Genomic DNA, 23,775 nt, shown 5'->3' on the forward strand with positions numbered 1-23,775 from the left:
GACTGAGATCTATTATGTCCAATTTTGTACACCCACATAAGCGATTCTTGTCTACAACCGTAATCAGCTATGGCGGTGCTGTCTTGGTATCTGCCCTATTGATTTGGTTGAGCTTGGGCGTGGGATTTGGTCAATGGTCTAGCCCCTCACAACTTGATGCCACCTTATGGCAGCTGCGCTATCCTCGGGTAGTCACCGCCTTATTGGTGGGCTTAGCCCTGTCAGTGAGTGGCGCTGCACTACAAGCTTTATTCGAAAATCCATTGGCCGATCCGAGCTTAATTGGTACCTCTGGTGGCGCAGCCTTAGGGGTGGTATTGATACTGGCTCTGGGCATCTCTGGCATTGGGGTGCCACTGGCCGCCTTCATAGGCAGCTTGGTGGTATGTCTGTTGGTGCTGGGTTGTCACCGATTTTTGGGTGGTGGTCAGATGGGGCTGCTTATCTTAGGCTTTGTGATCAGCGCCTTTTGTGGCGCTTTGGTGAGTTTAATTTTGTTTTTGTCCAATGACATGGTGCTGCGCAGTGCCACCAATTGGCTGGCAGGTAGTATGGCTGAGGCAGGCTTTGTACCACTGCGCTATGCCTTGATAAGCATTGCTTTGGGATTGGCCATTATTTTACCATTCGGACGGCAATTGGATGGACTAATGCTGGGGGAAACCACCGCGCTGTCTTTGGGTATAAAAGTCGGTCAGGTTCGGGCACTGGTCATCATTGCGTGCGCCCTACTGACTGGGGCAGCGGTATCTATGTCTGGGGTGATTGGATTTATTGGAATGATGATTCCCAATTTACTCAGCCTATTGTTTGGCGGTGGTCGAATGCGCATTATGTTTTGGTCCGGCTGGTTTGGGGCCTTGTTTTTATTGGTCATAGACAGTCTGGCGCGCCATGTGGCCTACCCCGTGGATGTGCCCATTGGCATCGTTTTGGCCTTAATCGGCGGCCCATTTTTTATTTGGTTATTTATTCGCAGCACCCGTAACTGACCAAGTGATTTTTTTGTACTGGCTAGCGCTGCTCTAGTCTTTTTTATGGCGGGCAGCTGGTTTTTTTGTGCTTAGTTATTATGCACTCTTTTCTCTGAAGCCCCCTACTTTTAACCCATTATCTTCTTTAATAATAGGTATGTTATGACCGCAGACTTGGCCACTTCTTGCTTAGAGCGCTCCGCAATGTCCTCACCTTTAACTCCCAAAAGCTTACAAGCCACTGAGCTATGTCATATCCATAACTTACAAGTATGTGCCGGTCAAAAAAAGCTGCTGGATGTACCGCATCTACAGCTATACGCGAAACAGCTGACCACATTTATTGGTCCCAATGGCGCCGGTAAAAGCACGTTGCTACATAGCTTATTAAATTGTACTGGGCACACCAGACTCAAGACCACAGGTACTATCAATTACGTGATGGCTAACACTGATGGCAGCCCCCATCGCAACACACCGCACTCGCTTATTAGTCAAGGTAAGATTGCGTGGGTGGGACAGCATGAACAGTTTGAACTGCCCTTAAATGTTTTGCAGTATGCTTTACTTGGGGTCTCCCCGCAGCTTGCGTGGTATCAAACCCCAAACGTGGCACAAACCACAAAGGCTCGTGAGCTGCTACATCAGTTTGAGCTCATACATTTGCAAGACAGACGCGTGTCCGGCTTATCCGGTGGTGAAAAACAGCGCTTGGCGGTGGTACGCGCTTTAATGCAAGACACCCAAATATTGCTGCTCGATGAGCCGACCAATCATTTAGACATTCGTCATCAACGCTTCTTATTACAATATCTTAAAGAGCTCGTAAGCATCGCACACAAGACATTGCTTGTGGTGCTACACGACTTAACCCTAGCTTACCGTTATAGTGATCATGTGGTATTAATGGATAAAGGTGCCGTCGTGGCTCATGGCTCACCTGAGCACGTTATGACGCAAGAGCGTCTAAGCGGGGTGTATCAGACGCCAATTGAAACTTACGACACCCCAAACGGCCGACTGTTTGTCTCCTAACTGATCGGTTACATACCGCGCATGGCTTTGGTTTTGCGCGCTCTGTTGCCGCGCCACCACAGATAAACCCCAGTAAACGATAATGCAGATACCGCTATACCTATCAGCGCCAAAAACACTTGATAAATCCTATGTACCACGTCGCCTCCGATATGGCCCATATGCAGACTGTTGAGCCATTCATTTATTTTATTACCCGTAGGGCTTTGGTGACCTAAGTTAATTTTGACCATCTGTCCTGTCACCGCATCTATATTTAATGAAGACACCCCGCCTTTATTACCGATATCTTTATTGGTCTTAAAGCGCATCTGCCACTGTTTATCCTCATCTACCCAGCGCAGACCCAATATTTTCTCAACTTTTAAGCCGTGCTCTAAACTGACCTTCTGTGCTTGAGCAGATAGATACTCGATACTTTGAGCTTTGGTGATTTTAAGCGTCACATCATGAGCTTTAGATACTGCCTGGTTATCAGGCTTTGTATCAGACTTTGTATCAGGCTTATGTCTCCCCCCTTTTTCAAAAGGCTGTAAACCTACCACTGCCTGCATAACGGGCTGATAGACGGATCTTAAGTTAAAGCCAACGCTCGACCAAGCAATGACGAACAGCATCACACAAAGCCACAACCCAAAGGCTTGGTGCACATCATAATTAAACTTAAAAAAGTTAGATTTTCGGCGGATTTTCCAAGCAGGCAACCAGCGCTTAAACCAAGAGGCTCTGTTATGACTACGCACGGCGCTCTTACTAAGATTGGCTTTCGCTTTCGCTTTAGATTGAGTCGCGCGAGGCAAGGTCAAGTAAATACCAATAAAGCAGTTAATGGTCCACAGCAATGCCACTATGCCCAAAATTAAGTTGCCCACCTTGCCCATTAAAAGCTCACGATGTAACCAAAATACCTTCCACATGGTGTTATTGAACGCCCAAGCTTCCTTGTCACGACTGCCGATGATTTCTGCAGTATACGGATTGACGTAGACCTCTTGAAAGGGCGCCGTATTTTTGTTTTTCTGGCGTTTGCCCCGTGCTCTATCTACCACGAACACTGCTGACTTATTAGGCTCAAGCATCACCGGCATACTAGAGAACTTATATTCAGGATAAGCCTCAATCACTTTATCATGCAAAGTCGCTATGGGCAGCTGCGGACGCGGCTCAACGTCCACATAAGCTAATTTGTGATTAAATACATCATCAAGCTCTTGATGAAAAGCCAGCAACGCGCCGGTAATGCCTGCCATAAATAAGAAAGCGGCCATCACAAGCCCACTATAACGATGAACCCAAAGACAAGCTTGACGTATTTTTATTGCCATAAATAATCTGATTCCGTGGTGTATGAATGCCCAAGACCGGTGCATGGGCGCTATAAAGTCATTGTCTGAACACGCTTAAAGGTTAGTTTTTTAGTACCTACTGCCAAAAATTAGGCATAAAATAACCCTACTAAGCCGAAGCCTACTAGGGTCAGATAACACAAAAGTTGCTATTTACTGCGGGTCACTACTGTATAGCGATAACCCGCTATTTAAACCTCTTATATCTTGAGACTATTCACTGACAAAAGCGATCTTATCCATTTGAGCTTGACTTGCCAGAGCCAATACTTGTGCCACAGTCTCATAGCGCGCATCTTTATCGGCGCTTAAGCGGATAGAGGGCTGCGGCTGTTGTTGTGATTCGCTTGCCAAGCGGCTCTCTAGCTGGGTCAAAGTTATGGGCTGATCGTCCCAGTACACACCCGCATCTTTATCGATGCTAATTTGCACCACTTTTGGTGGAGTTTGCTGCACACTAGCACTGGTCTTTGGCAAGTCTAAAGGCACCGTAGGGTTTAGAACGGTGGCCGTTACTAAGAAAATAATCATTAATACCAACATGATATCAATCAAAGGAATGAGGTTAATCTCATTCATAGATTGCATATCGTCATCACCTAACTGAAAAGCCATATAACGCTCCTATCTGGTTGGCCTACCGATTACTGCTCGTGTCTAGTGAGTGTTGGCAGTGGATGTATTTAACGAGGCATAATCGCCATCTTTACTGCTTTGAGCCTGTGTCTTTAGCGCTACCTGAGCAGCGGCGCCGCTATTCATAGGCTTAGCTGTGTCACCGAGTAGACCATAAGCGGTGTCATTGGCAATAAATAAGGTGTGGCGATTAATACGAATGGCGATGTTATAAAAAATAACTGCAGGAATGGCCACAGCCAGACCCAGACCTGTCATGATGAGCGCCTCACCTACAGGACCTGCCACTTGACTAAGACCGGCTTGACCTGACTCACCAATGCTATGTAAAGCATGGAAGATACCCCAAACCGTCCCGAACAACCCAATAAAAGGAGCAATGGCGGCTGTGGTACCCAGTATGGCCAGACCCTTTTCCCCCGAATAACGATAGCGGCCAATCTCTTTCATCAACACCTGCTCAACCACAGTTTTGCGCTCTGAGCTACCAAGTGCTGACAAGTTTTTTGACTCTGCACTGACCGCTTGCGTCAAATCTGTGGCCACTGTGCTTTTCAGCTGGCTACTTTGGTAAAGGCGCAAAATGCCTGCAATCCACGAGGCTATTGATAAGCCTAGCAAGCTAAAGAACAAAAACTTAGTAACAATGTCGGTATATTGCCAATATGCTGCAAAATCCATGGGGAGTCCTTACAAAATGGGAAGAAATTAACTTTCAATCAATTCATTGAATCTAGAACTAAATCTAAAATTATTTAATTTAAAACCGCCTACTAAGATAGCAATCTTTCTAACGCCTTTAGTGGGTAAATCTCATGTCAACTATTGGCTCTAACAGCCATAGCCATAATGTGTCCCCCTAAGAATGTACCCCTAAGGACACAAATCCGGACTAGTTAACCTGATAATCTATGGGCAGTGTCACCACCCCGACCACAGGCTGACCGCCTTTAGTGAAAGGATTAAATTTACCTTTTTTTGCGGTATTGACGGTGTAATTATCTAGCGCGGTGTTGCCTGAAGACTTGGCTAAGGTGGCGCTTGTTACCGTGCCGCTCTTATCTACCGTTAATCTGACCATAACCCGCAGTCTGTCTCCTGGATTTAGCCTTCTAACTACCGCAGGCGGAATAGAAAAGTTTGGTTTGCTTCTCCAGCTGGCCTGATTGGCAGAGAAGTTCTGCGGAGTATTACTGGCAGCGGCAGCCGCCTTTTCAGCAGCAGCCTTTTCAGCAGCAGCTCTTTCAGCAGCAGCTCTTTCAGCAGCAGCCTTTTCAGCAGCAGCCTTTTCAGCAGCAGCCTTTTCAGCAGCAGCTCTTTCAGCAGCAGCTCTTTCAGCAGCAGCCTTTTCAGCAGCAGCCTTTTCAGCGGCAGCCCTTTCAGCGGCAGCCCTTTCAGTAGCGGCCTTTTCAGCGGCAGCTCTTTCAGCGGCAGCTCTTTCAGTAGCGGCCTTGTCAATAATACGTTGCTGCTCAGTGTTATCAAGGACTGGCTTAGGATCAGGCTTAACGATGGGGGTCTTTTCTATTTTTGGCTCAGGTTTTGGCTCAGGCTGCGTTTTAATCTTTTCGACAGGTTTTGGCTCAGGCTTTGGTTCGGGCTTGGTAACTTTGGCTGGCTCAGGTTTGGGCTCAACTTTTTTTACCGGGGCAGGCTTTGGTGGCTCAGATTTTGAGACAGGCTGCTGCGGTGGCGGGGTGACGACTGGCTGCGGTGCAACCTCCACTACCTCTGGCTCTGGCTGCTCAGCTAAGGTTAATAACTCAATTTCAATCGGCTTTTCAATCTCTGGCTTTTTTGGCATGGGTTTTGGCATATCTAATGCCACTAATGCTGCAGCCACCCCCATATGCAGCGCCAACACAGCAATAATCGTGGCAGTATTAACTTTAACTGGGCTAGAGCTGGTTTTATTATTCATAGAAGTAAAGTGAAATTTATTAGTGGATGCCAAGTGCCTAATGGGACAATGAAAATGGACAAACTTTTTCGCTGCTACGTTTCATTGTGTTTTGTACTTTGTTTATAGGGTGTCATATCCTATATAAAATGTTACATACCACCGCCACCTTGATAAGTTTGCTTATTTTTATTGTTATAAAGCAGAAACTTATGCTGCGTAGGTTGCTATGCTATTTCAAAAAAGAATGGTATAACAAAGCCGCTTCAATGTAAATAAGAATTATTACTATTTGCATTCAGTTTTGTAAAATATTAGACTGATAGCACCATATGAACACATAGTATTGTTATATTATAACATAGCATATTAACGCCGAACAATATTTGCAATTTTGAAGTTATTCTCAATAAAGCCGCGTGGTATAATGTCTGATTTTGACTGCTTAGCTCAACAAGTTATCTGTGCTAACAGCTAAGATTTTTCTGACCGAATGGATTTTATTATGCCTATCACCACCACCCCTGTTCTGAGCGTTGTTACTGCTTGTGCGCTTTTAAGTTTGCCGCTGCTGGCTACCGCTGCGACGCCACAAAAGTGGCAAATTAACCCGCAAAAGACCAAAGTGGGTTTCTCAGTACCTTATTTAAAAAAGTCTATCATTGAAGGCACTTTTCATAAGATAGAGGGCGTGATTAATTATGATGAGAGCCGACCACAAAATACCGTCATACGCTTTACAGTGTATACTGATAGTGTGGATACTGACTTAAAGCCGAGAGATTATTTTATCCGCAGAAAAGAGCTGCTCAATACCAAGCAATACCCCACCTTAAAGTTCACCTCTTCAAGTGTAAAGCTTAACAATCCTAGAGAGGGTTACGTCAATGGCAGCTTCAATGCGCTAGGCCAGACCAAGCCGATGACCGTTAAAGTGAACTTAACAGATGTTTATACGCTTTCTAAGAGCCAACCTAGCGCCTTAAAATTTAAGGCCACTGCCACCATTAACCGCCATGACTATGGGGTGACTGCCTTTCCAGGCATCTTTGGCACCACTATTCCTATTGTCATTACCGGTGAGCTGATGCCTGCCAAATAAGCGCCTCCTTAAAGCACCTCTCCCCTAGAATGAAGAGCCCGGTTGTGTCAAAAACTCAAGCTCCTCTTGGGTCGAGGGGCGCCCCAAGATCTTATTACGATGCGGATACCGGCCAAATCTATCAATAATGACTTTGTGCCGCACCTCAAAACCGTAGACACCCTCGTCTGTGTGCTGTTTAAACAATCTATCTGCGTGCGTATGGATAAGCTTCGACTCACTGTGCATATAAGGCATTAATAATAAGTGACGCGCCTCTACACTGTGTAGCTGTTGCAACACGCCAGCCGCCACAGCTTCTTGAGCCAATGCCAAAGCCATGGGGTCTTGAGCAAAGGCTTGCGGCGTGTCGCGGTAGATGTTGCGGGAGAATTGATCAAGTACGATAATCTCAGCCAGACGTCCCTCAGGATGCGCCCGCCATGCAAATAACTCGCCAGCTGCTGCCTGAATTAACGTACCGCTAAAACGCTCGGCTAACACGGCATCAAAAGCGTCACTTTTTTCAAAAAACTTCTGCAGTCCCGCCTCATGAAAACAAAATTCGATAATCTGTTGATACATAGTTCACCTTGGTGTCTTTTATTGCGTTGGCTTAACAGTTGACCACCTTACCCAAATCCGCTCAAATTAACAACCAGACTGTACCACTTACCAAGCACTTTTAAACTCACAACAACATTTATGCGTGTGTACATACTTACATCATGCAAATGAATCACAACAGTGTAAAATCTTAAGCTTGATATACTATGTCGGTACATACGTACACTGAAATTATAAGAGGAAAGATGATGACGATCAAAACACACCCATTCAATAAAAAAACGCTAAAAACCAAGCAACTGACTTTAGCTGCCCTGTGTACCTCTGTTTTGGCCTTGGCGGCTTGTCAGCCGAAAAATCAGGAAAACACCGACTCTAATGACGCTCAAAGTACGGAAATGACTGACCATGAAAAAATGGGGCATACAGATGCTGATCATGACAGTGATGAGCATGAGCTACAGATGCAAGATAGCCATGAAGGCCATGATATGAGTACTGCCGCCACTACTGAGTTTGGTAAGGAGTACATGGACAAGATGGATGACATGCATGAAGATATGATGGAAGCATTACAAAGCCATGATGCTGATGTCACTTTTGCCAAAGGCATGCTTGCTCATCATGAAGGCGCCCTAGATATGGCAGAGATTCAGTTAAAGTATGGCAAAGACGACACCATGCGTAAATTAGCTCAAGACGTTATGAGCGCCCAACAAGCCGAAATTGATCAAATAAAAGCGTGGCTTAACGCCCATCCTGACAGCACAGAACAAGACTATAATCAAGAGATGCAGCAAGCCTATAGCAGTGGTATGGATGCCGTGCATGATGAGATGATGCAAGGCTTACTTGAGGCAGATGCCGACATGGCATTTGCCAAAGGTATGCTTGCACATCATAAAGGTGCGATAGCGATGGCTAAAACTCAGCTAAAATACGGTAAAGATGAGGCCATGCGCAAATTGGCTGAAGACATTATCAGCGCCCAGCAAGCCGAAATTGATCTGATGCAAAAATGGGTAAGTAAGTCTGCTTAAGCGCCGTTTTTTATGGCTAAAATTACAAACCGCCTTGCGAGCTTAAACCGCGTTTGAAACATTTAAAAAGAGTTTGAGGATTATCGCCTTGAACTCTTTTTGTGTTTTTTGCTTTATTTTTTAATTAAATTTCTATCAAATTAATCTAAAATCAATATCTTATAATATTAAACCCTCTATTTAACAAAAACTAAACCCTACTTTTATCATTCCTAAGTCTTATCAACCACACCGCCACTTTAAAACCACATATAAAAATATCACATTCATTTTTTCTTAATAAACTATTGATTAAAAAGTGATTGTTTGACTCATAAAAAAGTTTGTTTATACAAATTCGTTCACGCCTGCCCCCTTGTATTCTTATAACTTATTGTTAAGATACCTCTCAAAATTTGTTGCCTATCAAACTATCAAAGCAACTGTCTTTTCATCAGCAACCTACTTAATAAAGGTTATGCGCCAGCTGCTTAAAGGCGGCAGGCGCTCAAATAGGGATATCAATATTATGAGTAGTTCAGTAATCAGGGCCATTAGCTACGCAGGGGTTTACGTCGGGGCAGTCATTGGCGCAGGCTATGCCAGTGGTCAAGAAGTGATGCAGTTTTTTGCCGGTTATGGCTTAGTGGGTATCATTGGTGCCATTATTACCACGTTGTTATTTATTTGGTACGGCTCAGTATTTATGGAGCTGGGTAACCGATTGCAGACCTGCAGTCATCGCGATGTATTGAACTACTTATGTGGTAATAAGCTTGGCTTTTTAGGGGACTATGTACTGCTGTTTTTTATGTTCGGCTGCGTCAGCATTATGTTCTCAGGCGGCGGGGCGGCCATTCATGAATATTGGGGATTGTCTGTGACGACCGGTAAGCTGATTATCGCAGCCATGACTTTAGCTACCGTAATATTCGGCTTCTCCTCTTCGGTGCGCGCACTCGGTATCGTCTCGCCCATTATTATCTTTAGTGTGATAGCCATCTCAATCATGACCCTAAGCACTCACTATGACCAGCTAGGTACGGTTGATGAGAGCCTAAAAAGCCTGACCCCTACTTTGGCAACCCCAGTCTGGTGGACCTCGGCCATCGTCTATGTGTCCTATAACGTCAGCTTGGCCACATCTACTTTAACGGCGATGGGCGGTAAAGAATCCAATCTAAAAACCCTACGCAGCGCTGGTATATTAGGCGGGTTTTCACTAGGGCTATGTTTGTTATTCATCACCGTCGCCTTGCTGTCAGACTTGAGCAATGTGATTGAATATCAGATTCCTTTTTTACAAATTGCCACCAATATCAGCCCTCTAATTGGTATCTTGTTTAGTGTGGTTTTGGTCATTGCTATCTTTACCACAGCGGTTACCAACTTATACGGCTGCGTAATCCGTTTTTATGACTCTCATAAAAACCCCACTCAGTTTCGCACCTTGACCGTAAGTTTAGTGGCTCTGTCGCTACTGGCTTCCCTATTCCCTTTTAGCACTTTAATCAACGTGCTATATCCAGCCTTAGGCTTACTGGGCATGGTGATTATGGTATGTGCGCTATACAAAACCTTCACCGGTCAAGTCTTCTTAAAAGATGATGCCAAGCTATAATAAGTGATTAAAAACAGCCAGCGCTAAACAATAAAAATCCCGCCATATAAGATGGCGGGATTTTTATTGTTAGCTAAGGTACTAATCTATTGGTACTAATCTAAGAGTACTAGTCTATTGGTTAGAACTGGTAGGTTAAAGAGACCTTGATATTACGACCTGGCTCAAAGTCAGTTGCTGCATCGCTGTCACTTAAGCGTGAAGAGTGATTGGCATAGGTCTCATCAAAGATATTATACACACCAAGCGTGGCTTTTATATCTTTAAACTGACGAGGTGCATAACTCATATAGACATCATGGACATCGTAGCTTGGCTTAGTAATGCCGTTATTATCCGTAATTGAAGCCACATAGGTGCTGCGCCAGCCTAGACCCAGCTCGTTAGTGGGATCATAATTCAAGTTAACCATGTAACGGTCACCTGAGTCTGCAGTGCCGCCACTGACAGAAGGAATGCTATTACCTGTTTTATCACCTTCACTACGAGCGCGAGAGTAGCTTAACTCCATACCAAAATTATTAGTGGTGTAGTTAGCTGCTAACTCTACCCCTTTGATTTCATAGTCTTCATCAGAGTTCACAGAACCCTGACAATTGCCGCCTGGTCTACCTGTGTTACAGTCTAGACCCTCACGCCCACCACCTGTACGTACGAACTGTAGATAGTTTTCGATATTGGTCTTAAAGTACTTGGCACTTAATTGCAGCGCATCATTGTCTAAAGTTAGACCGCGTAATACGGTGCTGATACCCACCTCTGAGTTATCCCCTTCTTCTGGCTTAAGACCTTTATTTACAAAGGTATTTGCGCCATCTGAGTTAAAGATAGTCTGGCTTAGGTCTGGGCCATTAAATAGTTGAGTATAGCTTGCAAATACTTGTGTGTTTGGAGCGATTTCATAGCTGGCTGCTAGAGCACCTACTACATTATTATAGGTTTTGCCATCTGATACAAATTTGGGTGACTCATAACGATCATAACGAACACCAGGCGTTAAGGTAAGTTTGTCCAAGTGCCATTGATCTTCTAAATATACGGAAGTATTTTTGGCCTCATCATTGCTTGCCTTAGCAAAGTCACGGCTCATTGCTGATTCTTTTTTGTAATGCTCCACACCAGCGATTAGCTTATGATTGCCAACACGGCTCTCAATCATACTAATATTTTCAACTTTAGCGCCTGTCGTTTTTACTTCCGCATCGAACTCATAACCGGCTTTGCCATCTGAATCACGTAAAATCTGGGTCTTGGTTTGATAAGCATTGGCAGAAACGTCAATAAGTGGGTTGGCAGGATTAAAGCCATAATCTACATTGTAAGTGTCACGCTTAACTTGCTGTGGAATAGGATCTTCAGGTCTTGAAGGAAAATCTGGGCGAAATGGAAAAATACCTTTCTTCTCAGTACGACTAAAGCTCGCACCAATACGATGATCATCAGCGATAGTAGCGCCCGCTTTTAATAAAATATTTTCGCCTTTACTGTCCTCAAATAGCTCACGGCCGTCGCCATCTTCACCAGATTCCACGTCTCGCTTACCATAGTAAGCCAACAAATCCACATTTTCAGCTGGAGCAGCAAAGACAGTCGCTGAAGTTAATACCTCATCGTTATTGCTGGCATAACCTGCATGAAGCTTGGCACCGATTTTTTGGCCTGGTTTTAGTAAGTCAGCAGCATCTACTGTTTTAAAGGCTACTGCACCGCCTAACGCATCATTACCTAAGGTTACTGAGTTATTACCCACAGCCACTTCGGTTTGCTTTAACAGGTCTGGGTCAATGGTCACATCACCCATGTGGTAAAACAAAGCACCTTCTTGACGTGCCCCATCAATGGATACTTTTAGATTGGTATCATCCAAGCCACGCACACGAATACGTTGGTTAACAGATGAGGTACCACCGACGCTCACACCAGGCACAACTTCTAAGAAGTCACTTAAATGGGAAGCTTGCTGAGCAGGTGTGTACTCTTCAGTATATAACGAATCATTCTGAGCTCTATCACGGGCTGAGCTGTTGGCTGTTACTGTGATAGTTTGAGCCGTCATACGTGGCGTGTCAGTCTGAGCGCTAGCTACTTGAGCAACAAGCGCTGAAGCAACTGCTAAACATAACGGAGATAAACGATTAGAAGATGAGGTACGCATAAGAACTCGCTATAGACAAAATAGGTTAAGAATAAAAAGAGCTAACAGTGAGCATTGTTAAGTTATCAGTATTAATAATACTAATAATAACTATTATCATTTATGTATTGCGGTTGCAGATACTACTCAATTACGACTTTTAATTCAATAGAAAAATTGGCTTAATAATTTTTTACTAGGTTTTAACCCCTCAAACACACTTAGGTAATATTGGTTAACGCCTGACATTATTAATGCCACTCTGGTCATGACAGTGGCATTTATCAGATAAAGAGGAGACTGAAATCTAAAAATTTTGGGTGAAAATAGAATTTTCTTATAACATTCATTTTAAATGAATGTTATAATTTGAAAAATTGTTACGCAAAGGTACCATTTAGATTTTGTTATTTAATTAGTCACCGTTATCCGCATGTTTTTATGGGGTCAACACAGATCCGTTGCTCTACCCATAAACATTCATTTTAAATGAATCTTATATTTATCTAGGTATATTCAGGAGTAAGAGATGGGCGAATATAAAAAGTATTGGTGGGGTTTAATCGCCATTCTTATTGTCACTTTTTCATTCTTAGGCTGGGGCGGTGTAGAGATTTATCGCACTGCACCCCCCATTCCAGAAAGATTTGTGGACAATCAAGGTCAGACGATAGTAACCAAAGACGATATCATGGCCGGTCAATCTGCTTGGCAGCGTACGGGTGGCCAGCAGTTGGGCTCAGTATTAGGCCATGGGGCTTATCAGGCACCAGACTGGACCGCAGACTGGCTGCATAGAGAGTTGGTAGCTTGGCGCAATATTAAGTCTAATGAGCTATACGCAGTAGACTATGATGCGGCCACAGAAGATCAAAAAGCCGTATTAGATGCTCAGGTCAAAAAAGAATATCGCAGCAGTGCGGTAGATGAGCACAATACAGTGGTGCTTTCTAAGACCCGTATTGAGGCCATCAATCATATTGCACCGTATTATATGAGCGTCTATGGTGATGATCCAGAGTTTCAAAAAACACGTGAAAACTTTGCTATGAAAAACAACACCATCACCAGTGTTGAAGCGCGAGAAAAGTTAACCAATTTCTTCTTTTGGACCGCTTGGGTCGCCTCCGCTGAGCGCCCTGGCACTACCGCTACTTATACCAATAACTGGCCACATGAGCCTATTATTGGCAACAAACCCACCACAGAGAACCTAATGTGGTCAGTTGCCAGTGTGGTGTTCTTGATTGCTGGCGTGGGTTTACTGATTTGGGGCTGGGCCTTCTTACGTAAAGAGGACCATATTGAGCCTAAGCTGGTTACTCCAGAATCAGACCCTCTTACCAAAATTCAACTCACCCCTTCTCAAAAAGCCTTGGCAAAATATGGCTTCTTGGTAGTGGCTTTGTTTATTTTCCAAGTATTTATCGGTGGCTTCGTCGCTCATTATACGGTCGAGGGTCAAAACTTCTATGGCATCCCTGTAGCTGACTACTTCCCCTACTCTTTAGTGCGTACTTGGCACATTCAATCCGCCCTATTTTGGATAGCCACAGCCTTCTTAATGGCCGGTTTATTCTTAACCCCAATCATTAATGGCGGTAAAGATCCTAAGTTCCAAAAGCTAGGCGTTGATGTACTGTGGGTGGCATTAATCATTGTTTGTGTGGGCTCTTTTATCAGTCAATACTTCTCCATCGCTGAAATCATGCCCGCCAAATATAACTTCTGGTTTGGCCATCAAGGCTATGAATTTATTGACTTGGGTCGTTTTTGGCAGATTCTAAAATGGGTGGGCATCTTAATCTGGTTGGTGCTTATGTCTCGCGGCATCTTGCCTGCCTTTAAGAACAAGGGCGATAACAACCTTTTGGCCATCTTCTTCGCCTCCGTGGTGTGTGTGGGTCTATTCTACGGCTCAGGCTTATCTTACGGCGAGCACACTCACTTGACCATCATGGAATACTGGCGCTGGTGGGTAGTTCACTTATGGGTTGAAGGCTTCTTTGAGGTATTCGCCACCGTATCATTGGCCTTTATTTTTTACAATTTAGGCTTAGTGAACAAAAAAATTGCTACAGCATCCTCTATCGCTTCTGCAGCATTATTCTTACTAGGCGGTGTACCTGGAACCTTCCATCATTTATATTTTTCAGGTACCACAACCCCAATTATGGCCATTGGCGCCTCATTTAGTGCGCTAGAAGTGGTTCCTTTAATCGTGCTGGGTTATGAAGGCTATGAACACTGGTCTATGCAGCATAAGTCGCCTTGGATGCATAAGCTAAAATGGCCGATTATGTGCTTTGTGGCAGTGGCCTTTTGGAACATGCTTGGCGCAGGTGTCTTTGGATTTATGATTAACCCTCCGGTGTCTTTATTCTATTTGCAAGGCTTGAACACCACAGCAGTTCACTCACATGCAGCATTATTTGGGGTATATGGCTTCTTAGCACTCGGTTTTGTATTACTAGTCATGCGCTATATTCGCCCAGATTATGTCTTTAGTGATACGCTGATGAAAACAGGGTTTTGGCTGCTAAACTTGGGGTTGGTATTGATGATTGCCACAAGCTTACTGCCCATTGGTATTTTCCAGGCACATGCTTCAATCACCGAAGGTCTATGGTATGCGCGTAGCGAAGGCTTCTTACAACAAGATTTCCTAGTGACGCTAAGATGGATCCGCACCTTTGGTGACGTCATCTTTATTACTGGTGCTGTCTGTGTGGCATTACAGGTGGTTAAGCTAACCTTTGCCAAACCTTCACATACCAACTATCAGCCTAATAGTCCTGTGAATAAGTAAATACATTATCAACACACCCAATCACAAAGCGCACTGTGAATCATGCACTCAACCCCATAAGTTGAACACAGCTTATGGGGCTGATTTCATAACTGGGCTTTTTTGTGCCCGCTAGCTTAAATAAACAGATTTAATAAACAGCTTTGATAACTCGTTTTATTTGTCTGAATTAATCACTTAAAAACCGTAAATACAGATACAGTCAATTAACGACTCTCATGCATACGCTAATTGATGTAAGATAATAAATCAGGTCTTAATTCACTTAAGCTACCCACCCCCAAGATGGCCATGGTCACCTCTAGCTCTTCCAAAAGCAGCTTATTGACATGTGCCACACCAAGCGCACCTGCCAACGCTAGTCCATAAATATAGCCGCGTCCTATGCCCACTGCATCAGCGCCAAGAGTTATCAGTTTGGCCATATCACTACCTGAGCTGACCCCGCCATCAGCGATGATAATCATATCATCACCTACGTATTCTCGAAGCTTAGGCAAACAGCTGGCAACCGGCATAATATCAGCCAGTACCCGCCTACCATGATTGGAGGCAATAATACCGGCACAACCACTGTCTTTGGCCAGCTGCGCGTCTTTGGGATGCAAGATACCTTTAAGCATCACGGGTACTCGGCAGCGAGCAACCAGCCAAATAATATCCTCCCACGTCGGTGCTTGCGCTAATAAATGGGTTAAGCTATTTTCCGAGACATTCAGCGATGAATGATGATGCGAAAAACTGGGCATATTGACCGCTTGGCAATAATCAGGCAGTTGTGCGCCCAAACGCCGACTGACTGCACGCACCCCTGTATGCGGTGCATCGACGGTCAGCACCAACAGCTGCAGACCGCCCTCGATGAGCTCATCAATCAGTTGTAAGTTGTATTCACGCCGTGCTTGGGTGAGTGCGCCAGTTGATTGAACAGTTATCTGTTGTGCGGGTGGCAATGCCTGCCAATACCACTGCACCACACCGACATTAGCTTGTGGCAATAATTGATTAAAAGGTGTATTGCCAAAGCTGCTTAATACGATAGGTGTGTTCATTACTTGCGCCGCTTGCATTGTCTCAAGCTCAGCTTGAGGATGATATAAGCCTTGATGCGCAACCGGTGACAGCCACAGCGGATGAGTAAGATGCATATCGATTGGCACAGCGCTATGCGGATTATATAAATGGCAACTGGTATCAATCGGTTTTGAGTTTAATACTCTAGGCAACCAATGATAACGATCTAAAGCGTCTTTATTGCTATCACTAGTAAGGTTGTTCTCAAACAGTAACGCCTGCATCTGTACCGGTAAATGCTGACGTGCAGCGTGCTCATAGTCTGCCAAAGTCACCAGTTCATTTGGAATATGTGACCATAATGGCTGCCAGCGCTGCTGCTGCTGATATGTATGATTATGTGGCTGCTGATGCGTACTAGACTGAAAATAAGCGCTCATGACAGATACTGCCTTTGTTGAATTTATAGCCGCTGTTAGATTAGCTTTCTGCCCATAACCTTAGCAGATTGTGATAACTTTGATTGAGCTTTTCAATGGCTTGATGGGTTAACTGCTGATCTGTACTATGTTGCTCACTAAGCTGACCACGTTGAGCCTGAGTACGTTGAGCCTGAGTGCTTTGTGCTTGGTCGCTGGTGGCCAACAGCTTCTGCCTTAACAAAATATGACTCACATCTAAATCATGTAATATCTGGCGCTGCTCATCGCTGCGCACCAAGCTTTGTACCCAAGTCACCATGGCCAAGCGCTGACCTGAAGTCACAGTATTAACCCGGTGTAAGCTGGTCGATGGGTATAACACCGCATCTCCAGCACTTAGTTTAATGCTGTGCTCACCATATTCATCACTGATAACCAGCTCACCACCTTCATAATCGGCAGGATTATTCAAAAACAAAGTTAATGATAAATCCGTACGCATTAGCTGCTTACTATCTGGATGTGTTTGTAGTGCGTTATCAACATGCATCCCGTAGCCTTGCCCCAGCTGATAGGCACTAAATAAAGGCGGCATAATCACTTTTGGAAGAGCTGCAGACATAAAGACAGGATGCTGCTGCAACGCCTCAAGACATAAGTTCGCCATGGCTTGATAGCTTGGATCTTGACGACTTAGCTGCCAGTTGTTTTTTTGTTGCTGTGCACTGATACCAGCGGTTAGCTTCCCATCTTGCCACTGCGCATGTTGATGCGTCAATATGCTTGTGAGTTGAGACAGCTGGGCCGTATCTAATAGATTTTCAATAATATGTAGCATGGTGGTCTCCCCATTCACAGCGGTGTCAATCACTTATTGAATATATCACTTACTCAAGACGAAAAAGCCACTTTTAAATCTCAGCGTATCACTTGTGCTATTTGCAATCGTTGATAATAGCTGGTCATCAAAAGTGGCTTGCTCTTTATAAGTTTAAGCTTGCGATTTACACAAGCTCGCTTAAAGGTTTTAGCGTCTTAAAACTGATACTTCAGCGTTAACATCGCATTTAATGGCTCACCTTTATTCGCTCTAAAGCCCATGATATTAACTGACTCTAAATAGTCTTTATCAAACACATTGTTGATGTTTAAGTCAGCAGAGAATGCATCATTAAAGCGATACGAAGCAAACAAATCAAATGCCCAGTAATCTGGAATAACCGGCATTGAAACCTGACTTAAATCGACATTAGGATCTGCTTCACGTTTTTGCTCATCCACATAACGCACACCGCCGCCTAAAGTGAGCTTGTCATTATAATCATAGCTGGTCCACAAGGTACCCGTTAGCTCAGGTGACCATCTGCTTGACGCACCCACTGCTCCTGGTCCGCTAACACTCCCTTTTTTGATATCTGTATCCATAGTCTGGATACCTAAGTTTACCCGCCAATCTGGCGTAATCTCACCCTGCGCTGAAAACTCAAGACCTTTAATCTGGCGTTCACCAAACTGTACATAGTTTCGGTTTTCATCAAGCTCTGCCAGCTCATCTTCATGAGTGGTATGATAATAGGCTAAACCAAGCAATAATCGCTCATTAAGCACATTCCATTTTGAGCCAATCTCCCAGCTTTTGGTTTTTTGAGGGTCAAAAATTGGGTTGGCATTGGGGTTAGCCGCATCGCGACCAGTGGTACCAAAGGTGAAGTTCTCACTGCCCGGTGGGGTTTCGGTTCGACCATAGCTGGCATAAATACTAGACTGCTTGGTGGGTTTAAATACCAGCGCACTTTTATAACTGTATAAGGTACCGTCATCTTTTAGCTTACTAGAATTGCCATCGGGTCTACGGGTAACAAAGTCTGTTTTGTATTTATCCACACGACCACCAAGCATCACATCCCACTGCTCATTTAAAGCGATAGTATCAAATAAATAAGCCGCTACTGTTTTGGTTTCACCATTGGTTTTAACACCATTTGAAACAGTCGGCTCCTGTGGCTCACTTGGATTTGGTTGATATAGACTTGGGAAGTTATTAGCCAATGAAGAATACGTTAATCCATTATTTTTTTGTTCTTCTTTAATAAACTCCACCCCAGTACTGATGTCATGACTTAATGCTCCTGTTTTAAAGTCTAAAATATTAATATTAGTCATGTTCGCTAAAGTGGTGTTTTCTCTATCTACCCCTTGTCTAATCGCACTAATTCGCCAAGTGCTGGGATCATTTTTATCAACATTTAAATCAACCAGCTTGTCATAGACTTCAAGTTTATTGGTGCCGCGACGGATATTAATCGGCGTATTAAAGGGAATATAAGGTGCTGACGATCGACGATCCATGGTCGTCTTAGAATATCGCGTGGTGTTGGTAAGATGAATGTCATCATCAAAGTCATGCTCAACAAACACGCTATAGACATCACTGTCGATATCTTCAAAGTCACTGCTCATTCCGTAGTAGTTTTTGTCATTGACTTTGGGTGCTGCATTTCTTGCAGCATTAGCCGCATTCAGCTCAGCCACGACCTCTTCAGGCGTTGAGGCATTTACCCGTGAATAATCAAATTCAGAAAAATCAAAGTCATCCACCGTATAATCAGTACGACCATAAAAGTAACCGTCCATTCCTATGGATGGAATACCTGTCTCTGGCGTATTACGAGATCTTAACATCTCAGCGCTAGCAGTGACTCGGGTTGCTCCGCCATTATTCCAAGTAATACTCGGTGCAATACCATACTGCTTAACATCCACTTCATCACGTTTTACCGCATCACCCTTTTCAAACATCAGGTTTAATCGACCGTTAAAATCATCATTTAAGGGGCGGTTTAGATCAGCCACAGCCCGTGTTTTACCTTCGGTATCTATGCTGACTTCTGTTTTATAATCCTCATAAGACTTAGGCTTTTTCGTTATGATATTAATGGCCCCGCCGGTTGCACCACGGCCAATTTCAGCACCTGCCAGCCCCTTGGTCACCTCGATAGACTCAACATTAAATGTATCGCGATTAACGGCGCCTACTTGACGCACGCCATCTACCAAAAACAAGCTATTGCCTGAAAAACCGCGCATACTAATCGCATCACCCTCAGTACTATTGGCATTTTCGCCCATTTGCATCGTAATACCTGGAGTATTACGCAGCGCATCGATTAAACTGCCTGCTTTTTGTTCTTCAATTAAACGATCACCCAGTACAGTTACCGTTTGTGGTACCTCGACTAACGGCCGAGTGTACTTTTGGTTTTGTAACTTATCGGTTTTGAATTCGGCAGGGCGCGAGGCTTTAACGGTGATGGCATCTAAAGTGATATGCGGCTCTGAATTAGGATTATTAGGACTAACGGCACTCATCAATTCTGTTTGTGAGTCTGCTTGAGTACTCGATTGCTCAGCTGCTAGAGCCATAGAGGACAGAGGTACAGCAGAAGCCATAAGTAATAATTTAGATAAACTGTTTTTCCGAGTACTGACAACTGCAGAAGGTTTTTTTGCTGCACACAGGACAGCATTATTGGCTGTCTTTGTCTTTGTATTAATGATTAATCGGTCACACTGGTTATCATGCATAAGTTAAAGTCCTAAGTTTTAAAGTTTGGCTAACGGCATGATGCGCTTATCACGTCAACCACTTAAAGGGTTATAAAACGAAAACCACATCATTGAATGAGTAACGAAAAAGCAGCCGCTCAGGTCATTGTTTATCAAGCCCTGTTTGAGTCTTGCTCAATGGTGCTTAAGTTAACAGATTTGTTACCTAAATCGGCTGCAACTAGTTTTGATAGTTAATTATCGTTATCATTTGGGAATTATTGTCATTAATATGTTTTTAATTTGCAAGTATTTTTTAAATTTTTTTATCATTAATGCAATGATTTAGCCTTATTACTCCCTTTTTATTGCTCTTAACCCATCACTCAAGCGCTTCAAAACCATAGTGTGAACTCACCGTTTAAAATATTTACCTATTTGATACCTTGCGTAACTTAGTATTTACATAGTATATTCGTAATACTCGATATTTAAGAGACCTTATTTACCCAACATACATTTGTTAAGTGGGGCATACAGGTAGGTTAAAATCGTATTTTTTAGGGTGGCCGTTCTGGCCAATATACTAGGGTTGGTAATTATATTAATGACCCATTTTAGACAACAATCTTACTAATTGACTGCATAAACGGATTTGAGCGGCACCCAAAGACAGCCTGTCGGGCTTGGGCTGAATGACTCGAGAAACCCTCCGCGAGATTCAGTCAACTAGCGACACAGGAAGTTTTTATGAAATACCCTATTTTTAAGCTTAGCCTATTAGCCGCAGCAACCATTGGTATCACCGCTTGTGGCGGTGGTGGTGATAAAGCGGCCTCATCTGCCGGTGCTGCTGAAGGCGGCAAGACTTTAATCTACTGCTCTGAGGGTAGCCCTGCAGGCTTCGACCCTGCTCAATATACTGCCGGCACCGATTTTGATGCCAGTGCCTATCCTATCTACAATGGCTTGGTTGAATTCAAACGTGGTGAAACAGAGATTCAACCTGCTCTAGCAGAAAAATGGGACATCAGTGAAGACGGAAAAACCTACACCCTACATCTACGTAAAGGGGTTAAATTTGGTAAGACTGACTTCTTCACCCCTACCCGTGACTTCAATGCTGACGATGTGGTATTTACCCTAAAGCGTCTGACTGACCCTAATTTTGAATTTAATAAAGCATACCCAGCTGAATTTCCTTATTCAGTCGACATGGGCCTTCCTGATAACATTGCCAATATCGAAAAAATTGACGACTACACGGTAAAAATCACCTTAAAAGAAGTGAACGCGCCTTTCTTACAAAACCTTGCCATGCCGTTTGCTTATATTGACTCTGCTGAATATGCGCAGTCTTTAATGGATGCAGGCAAAGCAGCTGACTTAAATACCAAACCTGTGGGCACCGGTCCGTTTATCTTCAATTCATACCAAAAAGACTCACAAATTCGCTATACCAAAAACCCAGATTATTGGAATAAAGACGACATTCACATTGATAACCTAGTTTTCGTTATCACCAAAGATTCAGCCGTACGTGCTCAAAAAGTACAAGCGGGTGAGTGTCATGTTTCCGCCTATGCCAATCCCTCTGAGGTTGAGTCTGCTAAAGCCTCAGGTAAAGCAAAAGTACTAGAAGAGCCAGGCTTTAACGTAGGTTATATTGCCTATAACACAGAGCGACCTGAGCTAAAAGATCCTAAAGTACGTGCAGCGCTTGATATGGCAATCAATAAAGACGCACTAATCGATGCTGTTTATCAAGGTGCTGGCGTAAAAACAGCCAATCCGATGCCACCTACTCAGTGGGGCTTTAACGATCAGCTAAAAGATGCCCCTTATGACACCGAAAAAGCCAAAGCATTAATGGCAGAAGCAGGTGTTAAAGGCTTTGATATTGATCTGTGGTATATGCCTGTTCAACGTCCTTATAACCCCAACGCTAAGCTGATGGCCGAAATGCTTCAAGCTGACTGGGCAAAAATTGGGGTCAAAGCCAATTTAAAAACCTTTGAATGGGGCGAGTACTTAAAGCGTGCCAACAAAGGGGAACACGACATTATCCTAGCTGGCTGGACGGGCGACAATGGTGACCCTGATAACTGGTTGGGCGTCTTATTATCTTGTGATGCCGTCAATGGCAATAACTATGCTCGCTGGTGTAACAAAGACTTTGATAAGCTGATTATGGATGCCCGCTCTAACACCAACCAAGAAGAGCGCATTGCTAATTACAAACAGGCTCAGGAGATTTTCAAGCAAGATCTACCCTGGACCACAGTGGCCAACTCAGTAGTAACGGTGTTAACCACACCGAATGTGAAGGATTATAAAATCAGTCCTTTAGGCTCAATTCGTTTTGATGGTGTGGATGTCGAATAATCGATTTACTCCATACCAGTAAACAACCTAACTCTATAATTTAGGTAAGACGGCTGGTTCAGAAACCTCTCTGTTCCAGCCTTTTTTGATTTTGAGGATAGCCAACTCTGAACTTAGTATTAGATGCCCTATTTGATACTTCAGACTCAGCCATCTCCTTTCATCCTAGTGTTATAGCAAACTCTTTGTTTTAAAAAATCGAGCGCGCCCATGCTACTGTATATTCTTCGTCGAATTTCGATTCTTATCCCTGTGTATATTGGTCTGACCCTCTCCACCTTCACCCTCATTCGACTCGTCCCTGGCGATGCGGTAGAGATTATGATGGGGGAGCGTATGGTCGATCCGCAAATGCACGCCCAAGCACTTGCCCGCTTAGGCTTAGATAAGCCCTTGCCTGTACAATATTGGGATTATATAACCAATATTTTACAAGGTGACTTTGGGGCTTCTTTTCGTACCCGAACCCCAGTTTTACAAGACTTCTTCGCCCACTTCGTGCCCACGTTAGAGCTGGCGCTTTGTGCCATTACTATCGCCAGCATTGTCGGCGTTAGCCTTGGCATATTAGCCGCCTTAAAGCGTGGCAGTTGGCTGGATTATACTCTGATGTCCGGCGCCCTAGCCGGCTACTCTATGCCCATTTACTTACTGGGCCCTATTTTAACCGGTATCTTTGCTCACTATTTGGGTCTATTACCGGTGTCTGGTGTCATCTCTGTTGCTCAGTTTTTGGACGTCAAACCCTTATATGGCTCTTGGCTACTCGGCTCCTTAACTTCAGGGATACCTGGCGCTTTTTGGAACGTAGTGAAGCACTTTATTTTACCCTCTATTGCGTTATCTACCATTCCTTTGGCAATGATTGCACGGATGACCCGTTCTGCCATGCTTGAGGTGTTGGATGAGGACTATGTGCGTACTGCCCGAGCTAAAGGGTTATCACCTAAGCGGGTTATTTTAATTCATGTTATGCGCAACGCACTCATTACTGTGGTTACTGTAGTCGGACTACAAATGGCCACCTTATTAGCCGGTGCAATCATTACCGAAACTATCTTCAGCTGGCCAGGTGTCGGCAACTGGCTTCTCGATGGGTTTTTCACGCGGGACTACCCTATTGTTCAAAATGGCATTTTATTGGTCGCGACGGCTCTGATCTTGGTCAGTCTATTGGTCGATATCTTATACGGGCTAATCAATCCCCGTATCAGACATACCTCATAGGCTATCTGTTATGCAGCCATTATTTATGAGCTTATTCGTCCTATATAACCAAAAAAATT

Annotated in this window: 17 protein-coding genes; 8 read left to right on the forward strand and 9 right to left on the reverse strand. The window is 44.0% G+C overall.

From position 1 onward, the window contains the following. Window positions 1-14: 14 nt before the first annotated feature. Together DLE54_RS06910 and DLE54_RS06915 are read left to right on the forward strand one after the other, a co-directional pair. Window positions 15-992: a FecCD family ABC transporter permease gene (locus tag DLE54_RS06910; RefSeq protein WP_197708884.1), complete on the forward strand. Its 978-nt coding sequence runs from the start codon at window positions 15-17 to the stop codon at window positions 990-992. Between the two features lie 144 nt (window positions 993-1,136). Next, a complete protein-coding gene (locus DLE54_RS06915; protein ID WP_110816691.1) occupies window positions 1,137-2,009 on the forward strand; it encodes an ABC transporter ATP-binding protein in 873 nt (290 codons plus the stop codon). Window positions 2,010-2,017: 8 nt separating this feature from the next. On the opposite strand, the gene DLE54_RS06920 is transcribed toward DLE54_RS06915, so the two are convergent. From DLE54_RS06920 to DLE54_RS12020, 4 genes are all read right to left on the reverse strand, one after another. Next, window positions 2,018-3,334, reverse strand: coding sequence for a PepSY-associated TM helix domain-containing protein (locus DLE54_RS06920; protein ID WP_110816692.1), 1,317 nt, complete (start codon window positions 3,332-3,334; stop codon window positions 2,018-2,020). A gap of 234 nt (window positions 3,335-3,568) precedes the next feature. Beyond that, window positions 3,569-3,970 carry an ExbD/TolR family protein gene (locus tag DLE54_RS06925; protein ID WP_110816693.1) on the reverse strand — a complete coding sequence of 134 codons (402 nt, stop codon included), beginning with the start codon at window positions 3,968-3,970 and terminating at the stop codon, window positions 3,569-3,571. A gap of 42 nt (window positions 3,971-4,012) precedes the next feature. Continuing rightward, window positions 4,013-4,672: a MotA/TolQ/ExbB proton channel family protein gene (locus tag DLE54_RS06930; RefSeq protein WP_110816694.1), complete on the reverse strand. Its 660-nt coding sequence runs from the start codon at window positions 4,670-4,672 to the stop codon at window positions 4,013-4,015. Between the two features lie 211 nt (window positions 4,673-4,883). Beyond that, entirely contained in the window at window positions 4,884-5,912 is a 1,029-nt protein-coding gene (locus DLE54_RS12020) for an energy transducer TonB (protein WP_162617738.1), read from the reverse strand. A gap of 484 nt (window positions 5,913-6,396) precedes the next feature. On the opposite strand from DLE54_RS12020, the gene DLE54_RS06950 reads away from it, so the two are divergent. Next, window positions 6,397-6,993 (forward strand): YceI family protein, encoded by a 597-nt coding sequence (locus tag DLE54_RS06950; RefSeq protein ID WP_227534991.1) that lies wholly within the window; start codon window positions 6,397-6,399, stop codon window positions 6,991-6,993. Window positions 6,994-7,017: 24 nt separating this feature from the next. On the opposite strand, the gene DLE54_RS06955 is transcribed toward DLE54_RS06950, so the two are convergent. Further along, a complete protein-coding gene (locus tag DLE54_RS06955) occupies window positions 7,018-7,557 on the reverse strand; it encodes a DUF924 family protein (protein WP_110816697.1) in 540 nt (179 codons plus the stop codon). 227 nt (window positions 7,558-7,784) lie between these two features. Between DLE54_RS06955 and DLE54_RS06960 the strand changes: the two genes are divergently transcribed. Together DLE54_RS06960 and DLE54_RS06965 are read left to right on the forward strand one after the other, a co-directional pair. Beyond that, window positions 7,785-8,579, forward strand: coding sequence for a DUF305 domain-containing protein (locus DLE54_RS06960; RefSeq protein WP_227534998.1), 795 nt, complete (start codon window positions 7,785-7,787; stop codon window positions 8,577-8,579). 508 nt (window positions 8,580-9,087) lie between these two features. After that, window positions 9,088-10,179 (forward strand): beta-carotene 15,15'-monooxygenase, encoded by a 1,092-nt coding sequence (locus tag DLE54_RS06965; RefSeq protein ID WP_011960743.1) that lies wholly within the window; start codon window positions 9,088-9,090, stop codon window positions 10,177-10,179. Between the two features lie 121 nt (window positions 10,180-10,300). Here the strand turns inward: DLE54_RS06965 and DLE54_RS06970 are convergent, their stop codons facing one another. Next, window positions 10,301-12,334 (reverse strand): TonB-dependent receptor domain-containing protein, encoded by a 2,034-nt coding sequence (locus tag DLE54_RS06970; RefSeq protein ID WP_110816698.1) that lies wholly within the window; start codon window positions 12,332-12,334, stop codon window positions 10,301-10,303. Between the two features lie 508 nt (window positions 12,335-12,842). Between DLE54_RS06970 and DLE54_RS06975 the strand changes: the two genes are divergently transcribed. Beyond that, a complete protein-coding gene (locus DLE54_RS06975; protein ID WP_011960745.1) occupies window positions 12,843-15,122 on the forward strand; it encodes a nitric-oxide reductase large subunit in 2,280 nt (759 codons plus the stop codon). 227 nt (window positions 15,123-15,349) lie between these two features. Here the strand turns inward: DLE54_RS06975 and DLE54_RS06980 are convergent, their stop codons facing one another. The 3 genes from DLE54_RS06980 to DLE54_RS06990 all read right to left on the reverse strand — a co-directional run bounded on the left by DLE54_RS06980 (window position 15,350) and on the right by DLE54_RS06990 (window position 20,008). After that, window positions 15,350-16,576, reverse strand: coding sequence for an alpha-hydroxy acid oxidase (locus DLE54_RS06980; RefSeq protein WP_110816699.1), 1,227 nt, complete (start codon window positions 16,574-16,576; stop codon window positions 15,350-15,352). A gap of 40 nt (window positions 16,577-16,616) precedes the next feature. Further along, the gene (locus tag DLE54_RS06985) at window positions 16,617-17,396 is read right to left on the reverse strand and encodes a Fe2+-dependent dioxygenase (RefSeq protein ID WP_110816700.1); all 780 of its coding nucleotides are present in this window, start codon (window positions 17,394-17,396) and stop codon (window positions 16,617-16,619) included. Window positions 17,397-17,593: 197 nt separating this feature from the next. Further along, window positions 17,594-20,008: a TonB-dependent siderophore receptor gene (locus tag DLE54_RS06990; RefSeq protein WP_162617739.1), complete on the reverse strand. Its 2,415-nt coding sequence runs from the start codon at window positions 20,006-20,008 to the stop codon at window positions 17,594-17,596. Window positions 20,009-20,854: 846 nt separating this feature from the next. Between DLE54_RS06990 and DLE54_RS06995 the strand changes: the two genes are divergently transcribed. Together DLE54_RS06995 and DLE54_RS07000 are read left to right on the forward strand one after the other, a co-directional pair. Further along, on the forward strand, window positions 20,855-22,489 hold the full coding sequence (locus DLE54_RS06995) for an ABC transporter substrate-binding protein (RefSeq protein WP_011960748.1): 1,635 nt from the start codon (window positions 20,855-20,857) through the stop codon (window positions 22,487-22,489). Between the two features lie 210 nt (window positions 22,490-22,699). After that, window positions 22,700-23,716 carry an ABC transporter permease gene (locus DLE54_RS07000; RefSeq protein WP_011960749.1) on the forward strand — a complete coding sequence of 339 codons (1,017 nt, stop codon included), beginning with the start codon at window positions 22,700-22,702 and terminating at the stop codon, window positions 23,714-23,716. Window positions 23,717-23,775: the final 59 nt, after the last annotated feature.

It is taken from the genome of Psychrobacter sp. YP14, assembly GCF_003209315.1.
Taxonomy (GTDB): Bacteria; Pseudomonadota; Gammaproteobacteria; order Pseudomonadales; family Moraxellaceae; genus Psychrobacter; species Psychrobacter raelei.